General features: G+C 74.7%; 17 protein-coding genes. 5 read left to right on the top strand and 12 right to left on the bottom strand.

Translation table 11 applies throughout. The features are described from left to right. Positions 1-59: 59 nt before the first annotated feature. The gene (locus ACQP6G_RS11695; protein WP_176168750.1) at positions 60-173 is read right to left on the bottom strand and encodes a lasso RiPP family leader peptide-containing protein; all 114 of its coding nucleotides are present in this window, start codon (positions 171-173) and stop codon (positions 60-62) included. A 211-nt stretch (positions 174-384) separates the two neighbouring features. Here ACQP6G_RS11695 and ACQP6G_RS11690 point away from each other — a divergent pair, with 211 nt between their 5' ends. Continuing rightward, on the top strand, positions 385-642 hold the full coding sequence (locus ACQP6G_RS11690; protein ID WP_429764490.1) for a PqqD family protein: 258 nt from the start codon (positions 385-387) through the stop codon (positions 640-642). A 6-nt stretch (positions 643-648) separates the two neighbouring features. Here ACQP6G_RS11690 and ACQP6G_RS11685 read toward each other — a convergent pair whose 3' ends face one another. Beyond that, positions 649-1605: a GDP-mannose 4,6-dehydratase gene (locus ACQP6G_RS11685; RefSeq protein ID WP_429764489.1), complete on the bottom strand. Its 957-nt coding sequence runs from the start codon at positions 1603-1605 to the stop codon at positions 649-651. Further along, on the bottom strand, positions 1602-2594 hold the full coding sequence (locus ACQP6G_RS11680; protein ID WP_429764488.1) for a GDP-mannose 4,6-dehydratase: 993 nt from the start codon (positions 2592-2594) through the stop codon (positions 1602-1604). The genes ACQP6G_RS11685 and ACQP6G_RS11680 overlap by 4 nt, the downstream gene beginning before the upstream one ends. 224 nt (positions 2595-2818) lie before the next feature. Here ACQP6G_RS11680 and ACQP6G_RS11675 point away from each other — a divergent pair, with 224 nt between their 5' ends. Continuing rightward, positions 2819-3490 carry a hypothetical protein gene (locus ACQP6G_RS11675; RefSeq protein ID WP_429764487.1) on the top strand — a complete coding sequence of 224 codons (672 nt, stop codon included), beginning with the start codon at positions 2819-2821 and terminating at the stop codon, positions 3488-3490. 9 nt (positions 3491-3499) lie between these two features. Next, a complete protein-coding gene (locus ACQP6G_RS11670) occupies positions 3500-5329 on the top strand; it encodes a hypothetical protein (protein WP_429764486.1) in 1830 nt (609 codons plus the stop codon). Positions 5330-5361: 32 nt separating this feature from the next. Here the strand turns inward: ACQP6G_RS11670 and ACQP6G_RS11665 are convergent, their stop codons facing one another. The 3 genes from ACQP6G_RS11665 to ACQP6G_RS11655 are packed head-to-tail and all read right to left on the bottom strand — an operon-like array spanning position 5362 to position 9082. Next, on the bottom strand, positions 5362-6414 hold the full coding sequence (locus ACQP6G_RS11665; RefSeq protein WP_429764485.1) for a glycosyltransferase family 4 protein: 1053 nt from the start codon (positions 6412-6414) through the stop codon (positions 5362-5364). Continuing rightward, entirely contained in the window at positions 6411-7469 is a 1059-nt protein-coding gene (locus ACQP6G_RS11660) for a glycosyltransferase WbsX family protein (RefSeq protein WP_429764484.1), read from the bottom strand. The genes ACQP6G_RS11665 and ACQP6G_RS11660 overlap by 4 nt, the downstream gene beginning before the upstream one ends. A 23-nt stretch (positions 7470-7492) precedes the next feature. Continuing rightward, complete coding sequence (locus tag ACQP6G_RS11655; protein ID WP_429764483.1) at positions 7493-9082, bottom strand: lipopolysaccharide biosynthesis protein; 1590 nt, start codon at positions 9080-9082, stop codon at positions 7493-7495. Positions 9083-9256: 174 nt separating this feature from the next. Here ACQP6G_RS11655 and ACQP6G_RS11650 point away from each other — a divergent pair, with 174 nt between their 5' ends. After that, positions 9257-10453 carry a glycosyltransferase family 4 protein gene (locus ACQP6G_RS11650; protein WP_429764482.1) on the top strand — a complete coding sequence of 399 codons (1197 nt, stop codon included), beginning with the start codon at positions 9257-9259 and terminating at the stop codon, positions 10451-10453. A gap of 7 nt (positions 10454-10460) precedes the next feature. Here the strand turns inward: ACQP6G_RS11650 and ACQP6G_RS11645 are convergent, their stop codons facing one another. Genes ACQP6G_RS11645 through ACQP6G_RS11620 form a run of 6 tightly spaced genes read right to left on the bottom strand, consistent with a single transcriptional unit; the run spans position 10461 to position 16968 of the window. Beyond that, positions 10461-11879, bottom strand: coding sequence for an apiosidase-like domain-containing protein (locus ACQP6G_RS11645; protein ID WP_429764481.1), 1419 nt, complete (start codon positions 11877-11879; stop codon positions 10461-10463). A 60-nt stretch (positions 11880-11939) separates the two neighbouring features. After that, positions 11940-12824, bottom strand: a complete 885-nt coding sequence (locus ACQP6G_RS11640; protein WP_429764480.1) for a glycosyltransferase family 2 protein — start codon at positions 12822-12824, stop codon at positions 11940-11942. Continuing rightward, positions 12821-13471: a PIG-L deacetylase family protein gene (locus ACQP6G_RS11635; RefSeq protein WP_429764479.1), complete on the bottom strand. Its 651-nt coding sequence runs from the start codon at positions 13469-13471 to the stop codon at positions 12821-12823. The genes ACQP6G_RS11640 and ACQP6G_RS11635 overlap by 4 nt, the downstream gene beginning before the upstream one ends. Next, positions 13468-14703, bottom strand: a complete 1236-nt coding sequence (locus ACQP6G_RS11630; protein WP_429764478.1) for a polysaccharide pyruvyl transferase family protein — start codon at positions 14701-14703, stop codon at positions 13468-13470. Before ACQP6G_RS11630 ends, ACQP6G_RS11635 begins: the two co-directional genes overlap by 4 nt. Continuing rightward, entirely contained in the window at positions 14690-15541 is an 852-nt protein-coding gene (locus tag ACQP6G_RS11625) for a sugar phosphate nucleotidyltransferase (RefSeq protein ID WP_429764477.1), read from the bottom strand. Before ACQP6G_RS11625 ends, ACQP6G_RS11630 begins: the two co-directional genes overlap by 14 nt. Then, complete coding sequence (locus tag ACQP6G_RS11620) at positions 15538-16968, bottom strand: glutamate-1-semialdehyde 2,1-aminomutase (protein ID WP_429764476.1); 1431 nt, start codon at positions 16966-16968, stop codon at positions 15538-15540. The genes ACQP6G_RS11625 and ACQP6G_RS11620 overlap by 4 nt, the downstream gene beginning before the upstream one ends. A 181-nt stretch (positions 16969-17149) precedes the next feature. Here ACQP6G_RS11620 and ACQP6G_RS11615 point away from each other — a divergent pair, with 181 nt between their 5' ends. Continuing rightward, positions 17150-17728, top strand: a complete 579-nt coding sequence (locus tag ACQP6G_RS11615; protein WP_429764475.1) for a dTDP-4-dehydrorhamnose 3,5-epimerase family protein — start codon at positions 17150-17152, stop codon at positions 17726-17728. The last annotated feature ends 130 nt before the right edge of the window (positions 17729-17858 follow it).

The following is a 17858-nucleotide window of genomic DNA, read 5'->3' as shown; positions in this document are numbered from 1 at the left end:
CACCGGAGGTGCCGGCCGTTCCGACGTCGGAACGGCCGGCACCCTGTCCCTGAGTGGGTTCAGGACGCCTTGCCCTTGTGGAACAGGTCGCCGTCGTAGTCGAAGGCGAACTGCTGCTCGAGCGTGACGTCCTTGACCGAGCCCACCTCGGTGATGCGCGGTGCTTCGTACATCGGAGCACTCCCCTCTCCTCGTTCGTGCAGGACGCGCCCAACGTCGCGCCGCGTGCAACGACCGGTCAAGGGCTTCGGGCCGAAGTCACCCCGCTCCCGGACGCCTTTCACCCGACGCCGGGTGAAACCTCCGTCCCGCCCCCACCCGGTGCCCCGGATCGGCCTATTCTCGGGGCGGCACGACCCGAGAACCGCGACGAGAGGCACGGCGATGAGGCTGCGCGAGGACGGCGTCACCTGGCAGGAGATCGACGGCGAGCTGGTCATCCTCGACCTCGCGTCGTCCACGTACCTCACGACCAACGGCTCCGGCGCCTTCACGGCGAAGCTGCTGCAGGAGGACCGCACCACCGGCGACCTCGCGGACGCGCTCGCCGTCGAGTACGACATCCCCGCCGACGTCGCGCGGCGCGACGCCGAGGCCTTCGTGGACGCGCTCCGCGACCGCGGCCTGCTCGTCGAGGAGTGAGCGCGGTCAGGCCGTGAGCAGGGCGAGGTCGTGCCGCACCATGCGGTCGACGATCTCCTCGAACGCGAGCGTGCCGCCCCATCCCAGCACCGTCCGGGCCCTGCGTGCGTCCCCCACCTGCTCCGTCGGGTCGGCAGGGCGCACGAACCGCGGGTCGACCGTGACGTGCGGCTCCCAGTCGTGGACGCCGGCCGCGGCGAACGCGGCGGCCACGAAGTCGGCCACCGAACGAGTCGTCCCGGACGCCACGACGAAGTCGTCCGCGACCGGGTGCCGGACCGACCGCACCATCGCGTCGACGTAGTCGGGCGCCCAGCCCCAGTCGCGGCGCGCGTCGAGGTTGCCGAGCGCCAGGGTGCCGGAGCCGCGGTGCGCGATCCGGGCCGCGGCGGCGGTGATCTTGCGGGTCACGAACGTCTCCGGGCGGCGCGGCGACTCGTGGTTGTAGAGCACGCACGTGGAGACGCCGAGCCCGCGCACCCGGAACACCGCGGCCATCTGGTGGGCGTACGCCTTGGCGGCGCCGTAGGGCGACGACGGCCGTACCGTCGTGCCCTCGTCCTGCGGCGCACGGTCGGGCACGCCGAAGATCTCCGCGCTCGACGCCTGGAGCACCCGGACCGCACGCCCCGAGTCCTCCTGCAGGCGCCATGCCGCCTCGTAGAGGGCCACCGCGCCGAGCCCGGAGACGGCACCCGTCTCGACAGGGTGCCGCCACGAGTACGCGACCGAGCTGATCCCGCCCAGGTTGTAGATCTCGTCCGGCCCCGTGCGACGCACGAGCTCCGCGAGGCCCTCGGCGTCGCGCAGGTCGCCCCCATGGAGGCGCACCCCGCCGGGCAGCCCGACCGGGCGTTCGCCGGCGCGCACCAGACCGTGCACCTCGGCCCCCTCGGCGGCGAGCCGCTCGGCGAGGTACGACCCGTCCTGGCCCGCGACGCCGGTGACGAGGGCGACCGTCACGGGCGCATCCCGGCCAGCTCCGCCTGCTCGTCGAGGTCGTTCTCGACCATCATCGCGACCAGCCGCTCGAAGTCGACGCGCGGCTCCCAGCCCAGCACGTCGCGGGCCTTCGACGGGTCCCCGATGAGGAGGTCGACCTCCGCGGGCCGCATGAAGCGCGGGTCCTGCGCGACGTAGCCGCTCCAGTCCTCGACGCCCACGCACCCGAAGGCCGCGTCGAGCAGGTCACGGATGGAGTGGGTGCGGCCGGTCGCGACCACGTAGTCGTCGGCCTGCGGCTGCTGGAGCATCCGCCACATCGCGTCGACGTAGTCGCCGGCGAAGCCCCAGTCGCGGCGGGCGTCCAGGTTGCCCAGGGTGAGCGAGTCCTGCAGGCCGAGCTTGATCCGCGCCACCGCCTGCGACACCTTGCGGGTGACGAACTCCGGCCCCCGGCGCGGCGACTCGTGGTTGAACAGGATGCCGCTGGAGGCGTGCAGCCCGTACGACTCGCGGTAGTTGATCGTCATGTAGTGCCCGAACACCTTCGCGACGCCGTACGGCGACCGGGGCCACAGGAGGGTCGACTCGCGCTGCGGCACCTCCTGCACCTTGCCGAACATCTCCGAGCTGGACGCCTGGTAGAAACGCACGGCGCCCGGGTCGTCGCCCGCGTGCAGCCGGACCGCCTCGAGCATGTTGAGCACGCCCTTGCCGGTCACCTCGCTGGTGAGCGTCGCGTTCTCCCAGGAGTAGGCGACGTAGGAGATCGCGCCGAGGTTGTAGACCTCGTCGGGCCGCGCCGCGCCCAGCGCCCGCAGCAGGGACGACAGGTCGGTCAGGTCGCCGGTCACGAGGCGCACGTCCGGCACGGTGTGCCGCACGAGGTCGAGCTTCGGGTTGTTCTGCCCGCGGATCAGACCCCAGACCTCATAACCTTTCGAGAGCAAGAGCTCGGAGAGGTAGAGACCGTCCTGGCCGGTGATCCCGGTAATCAGTGCTCGAGGCATTTTGCTCACCGTTTCTGTGCGCCGAATCAGCGCCGTCCCCCGGCGGCACTCCCCTTCTGGGACGCCACCACGCTAATCAGCAAGAGGGGCGCGGAGACCGTCCGCACCGGGTGAACAGGGCCCGTACCGGGGTGAAAGTGCGCCCGGCGCACCTGCCCGCCCGCTCGAACTTCATCCGCCCGCGCCCTCGACCGGGCCGCACGCGAGCGAGAACCATCGATGGCATGTCACGCCGGGAGCGGGGACGCCGCGACCACGCCACGCGGGCCGCAGCGCTGGCCGCAGGCTTCGTGCTGCTGTACGGCGCCGGGGTCGTCACGCCGTGGGGACAGTGGGTCGACGCGGTGGCGTTCAGTGTCCTGACCGGCGCGGGCGCGATCCTGCACCCCGTCGCAGCCGTCGCCCGTGAGGTCCTGGTGCTGGGGCTCGGCGTCGTCGTCGCGGCGCTCGCCGTCCGCCCGGTCCGCGACCGGCGATGGCGGGCCCTGGCGGCCTGCCTGGTGCTCGCCGCCGCGGCGGTCCTCGCCCTCGTGCTGCGTGGCGCCGTCCTGCCGCGCCCCGTGCACGAGGTCGCGCTCGGCTACCCGTACAACACGTTCCCGAGCACGCACGTCGCGGCGACGGCGGCGCTCGCCATCGCGCTCGTCGTCCTCTGGCCCGGCCGTACCAGGGCCGGGCACGTCGTCGTGCGCGAGGTGGCGGTCGCCGCGGTGCTGGTCGCCTGCGTGGTCAACGTGGTCGCGTTCGCCCACCGCCCCGTCGACGTCCTGGGGTCGCTCCTGCTCGTCGGGGCTGCCGCCTCGGCGGCCTCCGCCGCGTTCCCCGGAGCGCTTTCACCCCGGGTCGACGGCAAGTTCACCCAGGTCGCCGCCCTGCGGGCGCGGGACGCGGCATAGCGTCACCGTATGACCACGCGACGCCGCCGCGCGGCACGGCTCCTGGCCCCCGCCCTCGTCCTCGCCGCCGGCTCGATCTCCCCGGCCGCGGCCGAGGACGGAGAAGCGCCCGCGCGCACGGAGTCCCGGGCGGTGACCTGGACCTGTACCGGCGAGCCGTGCCCCTGGGGGGAGACGACCACCGGGAACGCCGCCGTGTGGCCCGACGGCTCGGGCGCGCTGTCGGAGCGGTACGGCTACACGACGTCGGGCGCCATCTACCTGCCCGACGACGCGGCCGAGGACGCCACGATCACCGTGGTCGAGGGTTCGGCGGGCGTGTGGGCCGGCCAGCTCGACGGCCCGCACCGCCACCTCGCCGCGCTGTCGGCCGGCGACGCGTTCACGGTCGGCGACCTCGCCGACGGCGAGGTGGTGTCCCTCCAGAACGACGGCGCGACCTTCGCCTACGCGTTCACGCCCGGGGGCGAGGTCCCGCCCGACCCCGAACCGACGCCCACGCCCACGCCCACCACCGAGCCGACCCCCGGGCCGAGCGAGAGCGCCGGCGCCGCGTCGCGCCCCGTCACCTGGAGCTGCACCGGTGACCCGTGCCCCTGGGGTGCGTCGACGACCGGCCACGCCGTCGCGTGGCCCGCGGGCTCCGGGGCGATCACCGCACGGCACGGCTACGTGACGTCCGAGCCCGTCTACCTGCCCGCCGAGGCGGCGAACGGCGACACCATCACGGTCGTCTCCGGGTCGGCCCGGCTCTACGCGGGCACGCCCTCCGGACCGCACCGGAGCATCGGCCAGCTCTCCGCGGGCGACGAGCTCACCGTCACCGGCCTTCCGGCGGGCGAGGTGCTGTCCGTCCAGAACGACGACGGTCCGTTCCGCTACCTCCACGCCGCCGGAGACGCCACCACCCCGGAGCCGACGCCCACCCCGACGCCCACGCCGACGCCCACGCCGACTCCGACGCCGACGCCCACGCCCGGCCAGGACGCAGCGTCCCTGCCCGTCACGTGGCGCTGCACCGGCGAGCCGTGCCCGTGGGGAGAGACGACGTCGGGCCATGCGATCGCCTGGCCAGAGACGTCCGGCGCGATCACGACCCGCCACGGGTACACGACGTCGGAGGCCGTCTACCTGCCCGCCGCCTCTGCCAACGGCGACACCGTCGCGGTCCTCACCGGCTCCGCGACCCTGTACGCGGGCACGCCCACGGGGCCGCACCGCAGCATCGCGCGCCTGTCCGCCGGCGAGCAGCACACGGTGACCGGCCTGCCGTCCGACCAGGTGCTGTCGGTGCAGAACGACGACTCGTCGTTCACCTACGTGCACACCCTCGGGGACGGCTCGACCCCGGACCCCGAGCCGACCCCCACGCCGACCCCCACGCCGACCCCCACGCCCACGCCCACCGTCCCCGCGGACGCCGTCGTGATGAGCTCGACGCTCGCGCTCTGGCACTGCGACGCCTACGCGACGTGCGCGGACGACGGCTGGACGCCGTGGGTGGGCGGCGCGCTCGCCTGGCCGGAGTGGGCCGCGTACCCCACGAACGCGCGCGAGGGTTCGAACTCCCGCACCGTGCGCGACCTCGACGGCGAGGTCATCCACCCCTACATGGGGTCGTGGGCCGACGGCTGCCGGATCCAGGTGCTCGAGGGCGACGTGCTGGTGATCGAGTGGGAGCGCGGCACGGACACGTGGCGGCCCACGTACCTGTCCCCCGGCGACGTCTACACGATCGAGCTCGAGGGCGACGAGGACGGCGCCATGATCGAGACGCCGGACACGCCCACCACGTTCAGCGTCGCGCTGACCGGCTGCGCCCCGCAGCCGGTGCGCTGACCGTCGCGGTCGGGCGTGCCGAGGGGTACGGGTCAGGCGCGGTAGAGCGCCTCGTACCGGTCGACGACGCGCTCCAGCGTGAACTCCTGGACGCGCTCGAGCGCCGAGGCCGCGAGCTCCTCCCGCCGCGCGTCGTCCGCCAGGAGCTCGGCGAGCGCCGTGCCGACGTCCTCCAGCGGCACGACGACGGCGGTGCGGCCGCCGTCCGTCACGTATCGCGCCCCGGGGTTCGGGGTCGCGACCACGGGCAGGCCGGACGCCATCGCCTCGACGTACGGGATGCCGAAGCCCTCGTAGTCGCTCGGCAGGCAGAACGCCCACGCCTGCTGGAAGGCGAGCGCCAACTCGTCGTCGGTCAGCCGTCCCAGGGCGCGGACCCCGGGGCCCACGTCGTCGGGCACGTCCTGGCTGACCATCCAGAGCTCCGCGTCGGGGTGCTTCGGCAGCACCGTCTCCTGGAACTGGCGCGCCAGCTCCTCGCCGCGCTTGCGTCCGCGCCAGTAGCCGACGAACAGGACCACCGGGTGGTCCGCCCGCCGCGCGGCGTCGGGCCGGAACCGGCTCACGTCCGTGCCGCAGGGCACGACGTCGCGCACCCACGGGTACCAGCGGCGCGTCTCGGGCGAGATGACGACGGTGCGGTCCGCGACGAGGGACGCGAGCACCTCGGACAGCCCGAGGAGCACCATCCGCGTCTTCTCCTTGACGCCCTTGATGGTGCGCGCCTCCTCGAAGCACGACCCTGCGAGGGTCCGCACGTGCCGGGGCACGCGCCGCCGCCACAGCCAGTAGTCGTCGCCCCAGGCGTGCAGCACGTCGTAGGACGAGAGGTCGACGCGGCGCAGCGCGAGCGCGAACCGGAACGTGCGCAGCGAGCCGGTCATCCGCACGTGCCGGTGCCCGTAGACGGCGCCGTCGACCGCCGGGCAGTCGCTGAGGACCGTCACGTCGTGGCCGCGCCGTGCGAGCTCGGTCGCGAGCTCGTGCACCTGGTAGCCGATGCCCTGCTTGCTGGTGCTGGGCAGGTAGTAGGAGACGATCGCGATCCGCAGCGGTCGGACGGCACCGGCGGCCTCGGCCGTCATCGCAGGCCGTCCCGCAGCGCCTCGAGCCAGCCGCGACCGTGCCGCAGGTCGGGCTCCAGGTGGTTGCCCTCGGCCCACTCGTTCCACGACTTGACCCACAGCAGTCGTTCCTCGGCCGGCCGGTGCGCGATCGACGCCACCGCCTGCCGCACGTTCTCCCCGAACTTCTCCGGGCTCGCACCGTGCAGCACCACGCCCCCGCGGCCGGAGCGCGGCGTGTTGTCCCAGTTGGGGTAGACGCACGGCTGGACCAGGTCGCCGGTGCGGTTCTGCCCGGCCCAGTCGGTGGAGTACGGGAAGACCTCCGGCCCGCCGGCGAGCTTGCGGAAGGCGCGCATCCGCAGCAGCTCCGACCGCGATGTCCCCGCCGGCATCCGCATGTACACCCCGGCGTCGAACCCGTCCTCCTTGACCCGGTCGTACCGCGGCCCGCCGCCGAGGAGGTCGCTCATCTCCGCGACGAGGTACAGGCCCTCAAGGCCAGCCCTGCGCGCCAGCTTCTGCCAGAGGTCGACGAAGTCCGCGGCGTCGGGCAGCTCCTCGGGCCGGAAGACGTAGAACACGGGGCGGCCGCCCACGCGCAGGTAGCGGGGGTCGCGGAACGCGGGCAGCACGGCCTCGAAGTGGGCCGTGTAGTCCTCGACGCCCGGGTAGTGCTGCTGCACGAGGATCCGGTCGGCCTCGCCGTGCCAGATGCCGCTCCACGTCTGGTTCGCCCACGCCAGGCAGAACGACACGTCGGGCGCGCCGGAGGCGAGCACCTCCGCGAACGGGCGCTCCAGGATCCGGCGCCCGTTGCCGAACCAGTAGTGCCAGTAGGCGAACGCCTCCACGCCGTACTGGTGCGCCAGCTCGGACTGCGCCGCCCGCGCCTCGGGCAGCCGCAGGTCGTAGAACCCGAGGTCCGCGGGCACCAACGGCTGGCGGTGCCCCGGGTAGAGGCGCCGGGCGCGTGCCACGTTGGTCCACTCCGTGAACCCCGGCCCCCACCACGCGTCGTTCTCGGGGATCGGGTGGAACTGCGGCAGGTAGAAGGCGACGGCCCTGGCTTCCAACGTTTCGTCCCTCTCGTTCGACGTCATGCCCGGCTCGCGGAGACGACCCTGAGCAGCGGCACGGCCACGGCGCGCACCCGCGCCGGCACGGACCGGGCCACCGCGTCGGCATCGGCGGGCGTGAGGCCCGACCGGGTGAGCCGTACCGCGCCCACGAACAGCCCGAGGCCCAGCACGGCGGCCACGACCGCCGACGGCACCGGGGGCGCCCCGACCGCGTCGACGCCCCACCACGTCAGCACCGAGATCGCGGCGCCGAGCAGGAACGGCTGGACCATGGCCAGCGCCCGCCGGACCGGCAGGTCCAGCGACCGCGCCTCGAGGATCAGCAGGCCGCTGAACAGCAGCACCGCCGCCGTCGCGTTGCCGAGCACCGCGGCCCAGACCCCGAGCGGCCGGATCAGCGCCACCGTCAGCCCGACGTCCACCACCAGGCAGGCGAGGTTGGCCCACAGCAGCCAGGTGCCCTTGAGCCGTGCCATGAGGAACGCCTTGAGCGGTCCGGCCATCACGAGCAGGCCGCCGGCCACGCTCAGGACGACGAGCACCGGGGGCACGGCGGAGAACTCGGCACCGTAGATCGTCGGGACGAGCAGCGCGAACGCCGGGGTCGCCGCCGCCACCACGCTCGCCGTCGCGGTCGACGACGCGCGCAGCGCGCGGCCCAGCGCGCGCGCCACCGCCTCGTGGTCCACCTCGCGCAGCCCCGAGATCGCCGGCACGAGCGGCCCCAGCAGCGACTGCGCCGGGGCGAACAGATGGACGCCGAGCCCGATCGCGAGGGCGAACACTCCCGCGGCCTCCGGCTCCGACATCCAGGTCAGCACCAGCACCTCGCTGCGCGACGAGACGAACGCCTCGACCAGGCCGGCCGCGCCGGCCGGCAGCGCGAACGCCCAGAAGCCCGGCGGGAACCGGCGCAGGCGCGGGCGCAGCAGGACCCTGCGGTACATGGGAGCCACGAAGTACAGGTAGGCCACCGCGCCCAGGCCGGCCGCGACGAGGCGCACCGCCCAGATGGCGTCGGCGGTGCCCACCGTCGTGGCCGCGACCACCACCAGGACCTGCGCGACGAGGTTGACGGCCATCGCCGCCTGCGCGTTCTGCGCCGTCTTGTTCTCGATGGCGAGCGCGTCGCCCGCCCCGGAGAACGTCAGGGGCACCAGCACGCCGAAGACGAGGGCGATCACCGTGAGCACGGGATCGGCGTCGATGAGCAGCAGCACCGCGGTCCCCACCACGGGCACGCCCACGAGCATCTTGTAGCCCTGCGCCGCCTGGAGCATGTGCCGCACCTCGGCGAACCGGCCCGCGGCGTGCGCCTTCGACCCGAACTGGACGAGGCCGGTCCCGACGCCCAGGTCGATGGTCGTGAGGACGAGCGCGAGCACGGTCGAGAGGTACGCGAGGCGCCCGTAGTCGACGACCCCGAGGACCCGCGCGACGACGATGTTGACGGCGAAGGCCAGCGGCAGCATCACGGCGACGTGCACCAGCGTCCACAGGGCGCCTCGGATCGCCCGGTCCTGGAGCTCGCCGCGCGTCATGGCCTCGCCGGGCGTGTCGTCGCTCGGCACCGGCGCCGGCGGGACGGACTTCTCGTCCGTGCTCATCGCACGCACCGGGCCGCCGCCGGACGGTCGGCGCGGAGGAGGACGACGTGTGCTGTCACACCGGCCATCGTTTCCGACGACAGCCGGCATTCCGAGGGCCGGAGCAGTTTTTCAGCCGGGCGCGGGCACGTTTCACCCCCGGGAGGACACCGCTCCCGACCTAGGCTCGACGGCATGGCCATCGGAGTCCCGGCCGGGAGCCACCTGCACGTGATCACGCCCGGCGACCACTTCTCCCCGTCGACCGGGAGCGCCCTGCCCTCGGTCGTGCACGGCCTCGCGGCCGCGACCCCGCCCGGAGCCCCGCGGTCGGTCGTCGCCGTCGCGCGCGGCACCTACCCCGACCGCTACCCGAGCGCGGACGTCGTCGAGTACGACCCCGTGCCGCAGCAGCGCGCCGACCGCTATCGCGACGCCGCGGCGGCGCGCCTGGGCCTGCCCCGGACCGGCGCCCGGCGGCCACTCGCCGCCGCGCTCGCGGACCAGGCGCGGTGGCCCGCCTCCGTGGTCCTCGGCCACAACCTCCCCCAGCTCGTCCCGCTCGTGGACGCCGACCGGCACGCGGCCGTGCTCTACGCGCACAACGAGCTGCTGCGCACGTACTCCCCGCGGGAGGCGGCCCGGGTGCTCGACCCCGCGGGCGCCGTCGTCTGCGTCAGCGGCTACGTCGCCGAGCGGACCGCGGACCGTCTGCCCCCAAGGCTGCGCGACCGCGTGCGAGTGGTGCACAACGGGGTCGACACCGCGCTCTTCCGTCCCGGTGACGCGGACCGGGTCGCCGGGGAGCCGCTGCGGGTCGTGTTCGTCGGGCGCACCGTGCCCGACAAGGGGCCGGACGTCCTCGTGGACGCCTTGCTCCGGCTCCGCCGGCCGGACGTGGTCGCCACCGTCGTCGGCACGCCGCACTTCGCCCCCGGCGCGCCCCTCACCCGGTACGAGCGCGAGCTGCGGGCCGCCGCCCGGCCGCTCGGCGACGCCGTGCGCTGGCTCCCGTTCCGGCCCCGGGACGAGGTGGCCGCCCTGATGCGCGCCGCCGACGTCGTGGTGGTGCCCTCCCGGTGGGCCGAGCCGTTCGCCCTCACCGTGCTGGAGGGGATGGCGTCCGGCGCCGCTGTCGTCGCCGCACGGACCGGAGGCATCCCCGAGGCGGCCGGCGACGCCGGGGTGCTGGTGCCGCCCGGGTCTCCCGACGCCCTGGCCGCCGCTCTGGAGGGGCTCGCCGACGACCGCGCGTTGCTGGCCACGACCCGTGAGCGCTGCCTGCGACACGCGCGGGCGCACGACTGGCGCGCGGCGCGGCGGACCCTCGACGTCGTCCTCGGCGACCTCGGCCTGACGTCCGTCAGGCCGGCGGGGATGCCCGCGGCCTGAGCCGGCGTCAGCCCGGCCCGATCACCAGCAGCCAGTCGCCCCCGCCGTCGGCGTTGCGGCCCGGGGTCCTCATGCGGTCGGTCAGCGCCACAGGAGTCGCCGCGCCGGACGACGGGTCCACCCAGCGCGCCCTCCCCGCGGAGGCGAGCACCGCCAGGTCGAGGCCGAGCTCGCGCTCCGTCGGGACGTAGACGACTGCGGCGCGACCGTCCGCCGTGACCGCCGCCGTCGCGCGGTCACCGTCGAGGACGTCCGTCGTGTCACCGGTCCGCGCCGCCCCGGCGCCGGAGCGGACGAGGTCGTCGGAGGGGCGCAGCTCCCACCAGGGCAGCGCCTCGACCACGTCCCGCACCACGCCGACCTGCCGGAGGCCCGGCGCGTCGAGGCGGCCCTGCCAACCGTCGAGGAACTCCCAGTCGTCGCTGCCGTAGACGTCCCCCGGCGATCCCGACGTCAGGGCCCACGCGGCCTGCCGTCGCAGCGACTCGGGGGTCGTCGGCGGCCCGCCGTCGTTGTTCTCGCCCTCATAGCCGCCCTCGGCGAAGAGCGCGGGGACGGCGGGCTCGCGGTCGTAGGCCCGCCGGACGGCGTCGTAGGCGGGCGGGTAGGAGTAGACGAAGGTGAAGTCCACCCGGGAGGCCCAGTATCGGTCGTCGGTGGAGACGGAGCGCGGGTAGCCCAGCTGGATCGAGAACGGCCGGTGGTCTCCCGTGTCGCGAATGCCCTGCACCACCTGGTCGAAGCACCGGTCGACGTCGCTGCCGGCCGCCGGGTCGTCCGCTGCGGGGAAGTAGTCCCCGCCCGTCATCCAGACGACGCCGGGCAGGTCGGCTGCCCAGGCGCCCACCCGCTCGCCGTAGGTACGGCACTCCTGCTGCGAGGACGGCGAGAACGCGCGGCCCACCGTCCAGCCGTCCACCGGGTAGAGGAACACCGACATGCCGCGCTCCGCCGCGGCCGCGAGGGTCGCGTGCGCCCGGTCCCAGTACTCCGGCACCCAGGACAGGACGTCACCGTCCACGAACGGGAGCAGACCGTCCGCGGTCGCGCCGTCGTCGGACGGCCCGCCGTTGGCCGTCGCGCCCAGCAAAGAGACGATCAGGGCGTTGACCCCGCGCCCCTGCCGATCGTCCAGGTAGGTCAGCGCCTCCTCGGGCGACAGGTCGACCAGCAGCGACCAGGGCGAGTCTCCGCGCACCAGGACCGGCGCGCCGTCCTGGTCGACGAAGTACCGCCCATCCGGACCGATGCCCGTGACGAGGTGTGCCCCGTCCGGCGTCTCGGGCGCCGGCGGCGGCGTCACGGGCAGCTCCGCGGCGACCGGCCCGGCCGTGCCACCGATCCGGCTCGCCTGCCCCTGGTGCTCCCGGTCCCACCACCATGCGGCACCGGCGACCGCGAGCGCGACGACGGCCGTCGTCGCCACGAGGGCGACGACCCGGCGTCTCCGCCCGTGCGACCTCTCCCGCACCACGACGCCGCCCGCTCAGCCCGCGAACCCGGCAGCGGTCGCGACGTCGCGGGCCATCCCCCGCCACCTCGGCAGCACCCAGCCCGGCACGATCCGCGACCAGCACCGCGCCTTCTCCCGGAGCGGGAGGCCCGTCGTCGCGACGGCCCGGTACAGCTCGAGGTTGAGCCGCGTCTGCGGGAAGGCGAAGCGGACCCGCGCGGACGGCGCGTGCCACTTCACCTGCTCCTGGCCCTGCAGCGAGAGCTGCTCGGGCACCCGCCGCTGCAGGAACGCCCGGTCGTCCACGACGACGGCCGGTCCCTGGCAGAGCAGCTCGGTCAGCAGCACGATGTCGTCGCCCACCATCGGGCGCAGCGGGCGCGCGCGGGCCAGCGCCGAGCGCCGGATCACGCCGTACATGACGTGCGACGCCTGCGACCGGAACAGGCGGCGCAGCCGCTCGTGCGCGGCGTCGGCGTCCAACCCGAGGTCCGCATCCCCGAGGCCGTCGGTGACCGTGCCGTCGCCGTCGACCAGCCGGGCCCGCGTCATCGCGAGCACGGCGTCGGGGCGCTCGTCGAGGGCCCGCACGCACGAGGAGGCGAACGTGGGGAGCCAGAGATCGTCCACGGCCGCCCAGCTGAACAGGGGGGCCGAGGACCGTTCGAGGACGCGCCGGTAGTTCCACGTCCCACCGCGGTTCGCCTCCGCGCGGAGGTACCGCACGCGGGGGTCCGCCGCGGCGACGGCTCGGCAGATCTCCTGGGTGCCGTCGGTCGAGCCGTTGTCGGAGACGACGACCTCGAGGTCCTCCAGGTCCTGCGCGAGCAGGGACCGGAGGGCTCCCTCCAGGAACCGCTCGCCGTTGTACACCGGCAGCCCGAAGGACAGCACGGGGGCCGGCGCGCCCCGCGTCACGGTGTCCCCCGGCCGAGCGACAGCACGCTCTTGGTCACGGTGTACGCCTCGGCGTAGCGGCTGCGGCACTCCATCCCGCGCAGGCGCAGGAGCCCGAGGAACACCTCGTGGTCCCACCAGTCGTGAGCCTTCTGGGAGGCGTAGCAGACGTCGAGCAGCTCGACCTTGCGCCGCGCCAGCGCGTCGGGGACCGGCACGTAGGTCGACGGGCGCCCCATGTCGCCGTCCCACTTGGGGATCTCGTAGTGCAGCACGACGGCGTCCCGCCAGACCGTCGGAGCCATCGTCCCCACCAGCCGGTGGTCCTGGTGCGCGTCGTCGGGCCGCGGCGCCAGCACCAGGTCCGGTGCCGGGACCCGCTCGGCGTGCTCGTGCAGGGCGGCCCGCGCCTCTCCCCACCGGTCCGGCAGGCGCCCGTCCGGAAGCCCGCCGAACACGCTCGTCGCGCCGGGGAGGAAGGCCTCGGCGGCGGTGCGCGCCTCGTCCTGGCGGGACGGGTCGCCGGTGAGCGTGAGGTACGCCGCCTCGACACCACCCCGCGCCGCGAGCGCCAGCAGCGTGCCGCCGCAGGCGATCTCGACGTCGTCCGGGTGCGCGGCGAGGCACACCACCCGCAGCGGGCCGTCGGGGAGCGCGAGGCCGATCATCGGGCGGCCCCCGACCTCTCGTGCGTGCTGCTGGCGGCGGCCCCGGGGACCGTCGAGGCGAGGACGTCGCGGAGCCGCTCCTCCTGGGCCGCCAGCCGTCGGGCCGCGTCCGCGAGCACCGGCCGCGTGTCCGGCGCGGGCTCCCGCAGCAGGTCGAGCACCTGGTCCGCCACCTCGTCCGGGTCGAAGCCGTCGACCGCGTGCACCTGCTCCCCCTGGCCGAACTGCTCGAGCAGCCGTCCCTGCTTCGCGCCGTAGCCGAGCGAGACGGCCGGGACCCCCAACCGCAGCGCCGTCACCAGGTGGTGGTACCGGGCCGCCGCGACGACCCGTGACCCGGCCGTCTCCCGCGCCACGTCGGCCAACGACCCCGCCTCCACGGCCTCGACCCGGCCTGGGCCGGCCGACGCCGCACGGGCCGCGACCTCGCGGGCGGTCGGCGCGTCCGGCAGCGCGCCGCCGAGCACGACGACGTCGGCGCCGGACGCCGCCACCCGCTGGACGACCCGCACCATCCGCGCGACGTAGGCGGCGCGGTCCGCCTCCCCCTCCGCCGTCCCGAGACCCCGGTAGTCGATGACTCCCACGACGACCCGCGGCCGCTCACGGCGAGGGGCGGCGGGCGCCGGGAGCCCGAGGACGAGATCGGGCACCACGTCGAGGGGGCGTCGCACCCCGAGCCGGCGCGCGGCGCGCGCCGACCCGTCGTCGCGCACCGTCACGAGGGTCGCGGCGGAGAGCGTCCAGCGGAACAGTCGCGCCGTCACGGGGTGGAAGGCGGCGTCGACCCCGACCGACAGGGCGAGGAAGGGCCGCCCTCGGAGGCGGGCGGCGAACGCGTACCAGAAGAGGGTGAGCGGGATCCCCCCGGGGGCGATCGCCAGCCCCTCGAAGATCCCGGTGCCGGGCACGACCACGGCGTCCAGGTCGCCGACCGTGCGCCACGCGCGCCGCGCGTCGGCCAGCTTGCCGAGCAGGCCGCCCGCTCCCCCGCGGCGGGCACCGGGATGGTGCAGGGGCACGGCCGCCACGCCGTGCTCCGCCGTCACCGCCTCGCACCGGTCGGCCACCACCACCGGGACCACCCGGTCGTCGGCCCGCAGCACGCCCAGCATCGCGGCGAGCGAGGCCTCGTTCCCGAAGTTGTGGACCCCGAACTCGCCCAGCAGCCCGACGTGCACCTTTACCTCGCCCACCGTGACCTCGTGCACCGGGACCTCACGCGCCGGCACGAGCCGGACCCACGACCTCGCCGACCTCGACCTCGGGCACGCGCCGCGGCGCGGGGCGCGCGCCGCTGTCCCACACCGCCCACGGCCGGTCGCCCACGCGGTTCATCTCCTCCAGCGCGGACCGCTCCTTGAGCGTGTCCATCGGCGCCCAGAACCCGGTGTGCGGGTGCACGCGGAACCGGCCGGCGCGAGCGGCGCGCACGCAGGCGTCCATGACGAGGTCCTCGCCCTCGCCCAGGTAGTCGAAGATGCCCTGCCGCAGCACGAAGTACCCGCCGTTGATGCACATGCTCATGTCGGCCACGGGCTCCAGGTCGCGCATCGTCCCGTCGGGGTCGTAGCGCACCACGTGGAACGAGTCCTGCGGGGCCACCGCCATGAGCGACCCGACGGCGTCCGTGGCGAGGAAGTCGTCGACGATCCGGTCCATCGGCGCGTCCGTGAGCACGTCGCCGTAGTTGGCGAGGAACACCTCGTCGTCGTCGAGGAACCGGCGCACGCGCCGCAGCCGCTCGCCGATCGCCGTGTCGATCCCCGTGTCGACGAACGTGATGCGCCACTCGCTGATGTCGCTGCTGAGCAGCTCGACGTGCTCGCCGCCCTTGGTGAGGACGAAGTCGTTGGAGTGCGTCTCGGAGTAGTGGAGGAAGTAGTCCTTCACGGCGTTCGCGCCGTGCCCCAGCGCGAGCACGAACTCCGTGTGCCCGTAGTGCGCGTAGTACTTCATGATGTGCCACAGGACGGGCCGCGACCCGATCGGCATCATCGGCTTGGGCAGCGAGTCGGGACCGGACCGCATCCGCATCCCCAGCCCGCCGCAGAACAGCACGACCTTCATGACGTCCCTCCCAGGGCCTGCCCGTCGTCGGGCGTGTGACGGACACGGCGCGGCGCGGCCCGCTCCCGCAGCGCGGGGGCGACGGGCCGGCCGACGAGGAAGCCGTCGGTGCCGCCCGCGTCCAGAGCGGCGGCGTAGACGGGCAGCGCCCCGGCGACGGCCTCGACCGTCCGGTCGACGTCCGCGTCGGTGTGCGCGGCGGAGATCACGAACGACTGCGCCAGCACGCCGCGGCGCAGCAGCTCGGCGAGGAACAGGGTGCGGTACGCCTGCGAGGGCGCGCCGTCGTGGTCGCGGGTGCCGAAGACCAGGCACGCCGGGTGCCCGGACACCGTCACCGAGCCCGTCAGACCGGCGGAGTCGACCACCTGCTGCACCCCGGCACGCAGCCGCTCACCCTGGGCGGCCATCGCGCCGGGCACGTCGCGCGCGGCGTACTCGCGGTGCACCGCCAGCCACGCCGCGAGCCCGGCCGTCTCCGCGCCGTGCGTCGTCGAGAGCAGGAAGACCCGCCGTGCGTCCGTCGCCAGGCCGCCGAGCTCCATGAGCTCGCGCCGGCCCGCGAGCGCCGAGACGGCGAACCCGTTGCCCAGCGCCTTGCCCCACGTCGACAGGTCCGGCACGACGCCGTACACGGTCTGGGCGCCTCCGGCGGACCACCGCATCCCGGTGATGATCTCGTCGAACACGAGCACCGTCCCCGTGCTGTCGCACAGGGCGCGCAGCCCCTCGAGGTAGCCGGGCGGGGGGCTCGCGTGCGCGGTCGCGGCCTCGAGCACGAGGGCGGCGACACGGCCCTCGTGCCGGGCGAGCAGCTCCTGGACGGCGGCCAGGTCGCCGTACGGGAACCGGACCGTGAGGTCGCCGATCGCCCGCGGGATCCCGGCGTCCATCGGCGTGGTGCCGATGAACCAGTCGTCGGTGGAGAAGAACGGGTGGTCGGCGCAGACGGCGACCAGGTCGCGGCCTGTCGCGGCGCGGGCCAGCCGCACCGCCGCGGTGGTGACGTCGGAGCCGTTCTTCGCGAACTTCACCATGTCGGCGCCCGGCACCTGCGCGCAGAACGCCTCGGCCGCCTCCAGCTCCCACCGGCTGGGCCGGGAGAAGCTCACGCCGTCCGCGATCGCCGATGTCACGGCGTCCACCACGGGCCGGAAGCCGTGGCCGAGCGTGACGCTGCGCAGGCCCATCCCGTACTCGACGTACTCGTTGCCGTCCACGTCCCACACGTGGGCGCCCGCGCCCCGCGCCAGCACGGGGGCCATGCGCTCCGGGTACTGGTCCGCGCCGCGCGCGTACGTGTGCGCGCCCCCGGGCACGAGACGGTGCAGCCGGGCCTGCGCGGCCGTCGACCGGTCGAAGGACCGGGCGGGGTCCGCGGGCTGCGACGGGTCGGGATGCGTCGCGTGCTGCGTCAGCTGCGTCATGGTGCCCCCGGGTGCGGTCGGGAGGTGGGTCGTGAAGTCTGGTGGGGCCGGCAGGGGGCCGGTCCCGCCGCCAGTCTGCGGCGCGGCACGGCACGGATGAAGGGCCCGCAGGGCTTTTCATCCGGCGCCCGCACCGACTTCACCCGACCGCTCCCCGGACCCTCTCCGTACCGTGTGGAGCATGCAGGTGCTGCCCACGACCCTCGACGGCGTGCTGATCCTCGCCCCCACCCCGCACCGGGACGAGCGCGGGCTGTTCACGCGCACGTTCGACACCGCCACCGCGGCGCACGCGGGCCTCGACCCGGCGGCGTTCGTGCAGGACAGCCAGTCCCGCTCGCGGCGCGGCGTCGTGCGGGGGCTGCACGGTCGGGTGGGCGGCGGCGAGGCCAAGCTGGTGCGGGTGGCGCACGGTGCCGTGCACGACGTCGTCGTCGACGCCCGCCCGGGCTCCCCGACGTTCGGGCACTGGGAGGCGTTCCGGCTCGACGACGTCGACTTCCACGTCCTGTACGTGCCGCGCGGCTGCCTGCACGGACACCAGACGCTCACCGACACCGCGGACGTCTGCTACCGCATCGACGCGGAGCACGACCCGTCCGAGGACGTCGCGGTGCACCACCTCGACCCCGACCTCGGGGTGCGGTGGCCGCTGCCCGTCTCGCTCGTCAGCGACCGCGACGCCGCCGCGGGGCCGTGGGTGGCGCTCGTCCAGCAGCTCGGCGGGGCGGCGTCGGGGCCCGGCGCGGACGTGCTGTAGCCCGACGCCGACGAGGTCGTCCCAGGGCGGCCGACGGCGTCGCGCCGCGTCGAGCCTGCCGTTCCCCCTGGGGACGAGCTGCTTCTCCACAGATCTCGTCGACTCCCTGATCGATCGAACATGCGTTCGA

Origin of the sequence: Isoptericola nanjingensis, assembly GCF_050311635.1 — a bacterium.
GTDB lineage: Bacteria > Actinomycetota > Actinomycetes > Actinomycetales > Cellulomonadaceae > Isoptericola > Isoptericola nanjingensis.
This window is presented reverse-complemented; position numbering and strand designations above follow the sequence as displayed.

What these genes read in the sequence shown, in the direction of transcription:
- ACQP6G_RS11695 (WP_176168750.1), bottom strand. Translation starts at nt 173, where the DNA reads ATGTACGAAGCACCGCGCATCACCGAGGTGGGCTCGGTCAAGGACGTC.
- ACQP6G_RS11690 (WP_429764490.1), top strand. Translation starts at nt 385, where the DNA reads ATGAGGCTGCGCGAGGACGGCGTCACCTGGCAGGAGATCGACGGCGAG.
- ACQP6G_RS11680 (WP_429764488.1), bottom strand. Translation starts at nt 2,594, where the DNA reads ATGCCTCGAGCACTGATTACCGGGATCACCGGCCAGGACGGTCTCTAC.
- ACQP6G_RS11675 (WP_429764487.1), top strand. Translation starts at nt 2,819, where the DNA reads ATGTCACGCCGGGAGCGGGGACGCCGCGACCACGCCACGCGGGCCGCA.
- ACQP6G_RS11670 (WP_429764486.1), top strand. Translation starts at nt 3,500, where the DNA reads ATGACCACGCGACGCCGCCGCGCGGCACGGCTCCTGGCCCCCGCCCTC.
- ACQP6G_RS11665 (WP_429764485.1), bottom strand. Translation starts at nt 6,414, where the DNA reads ATGACGGCCGAGGCCGCCGGTGCCGTCCGACCGCTGCGGATCGCGATC.
- ACQP6G_RS11655 (WP_429764483.1), bottom strand. Translation starts at nt 9,082, where the DNA reads ATGAGCACGGACGAGAAGTCCGTCCCGCCGGCGCCGGTGCCGAGCGAC.
- ACQP6G_RS11650 (WP_429764482.1), top strand. Translation starts at nt 9,257, where the DNA reads ATGGCCATCGGAGTCCCGGCCGGGAGCCACCTGCACGTGATCACGCCC.
- ACQP6G_RS11635 (WP_429764479.1), bottom strand. Translation starts at nt 13,471, where the DNA reads ATGATCGGCCTCGCGCTCCCCGACGGCCCGCTGCGGGTGGTGTGCCTC.
- ACQP6G_RS11625 (WP_429764477.1), bottom strand. Translation starts at nt 15,541, where the DNA reads ATGAAGGTCGTGCTGTTCTGCGGCGGGCTGGGGATGCGGATGCGGTCC.
- ACQP6G_RS11620 (WP_429764476.1), bottom strand. Translation starts at nt 16,968, where the DNA reads ATGACGCAGCTGACGCAGCACGCGACGCATCCCGACCCGTCGCAGCCC.
- ACQP6G_RS11615 (WP_429764475.1), top strand. Translation starts at nt 17,150, where the DNA reads ATGCAGGTGCTGCCCACGACCCTCGACGGCGTGCTGATCCTCGCCCCC.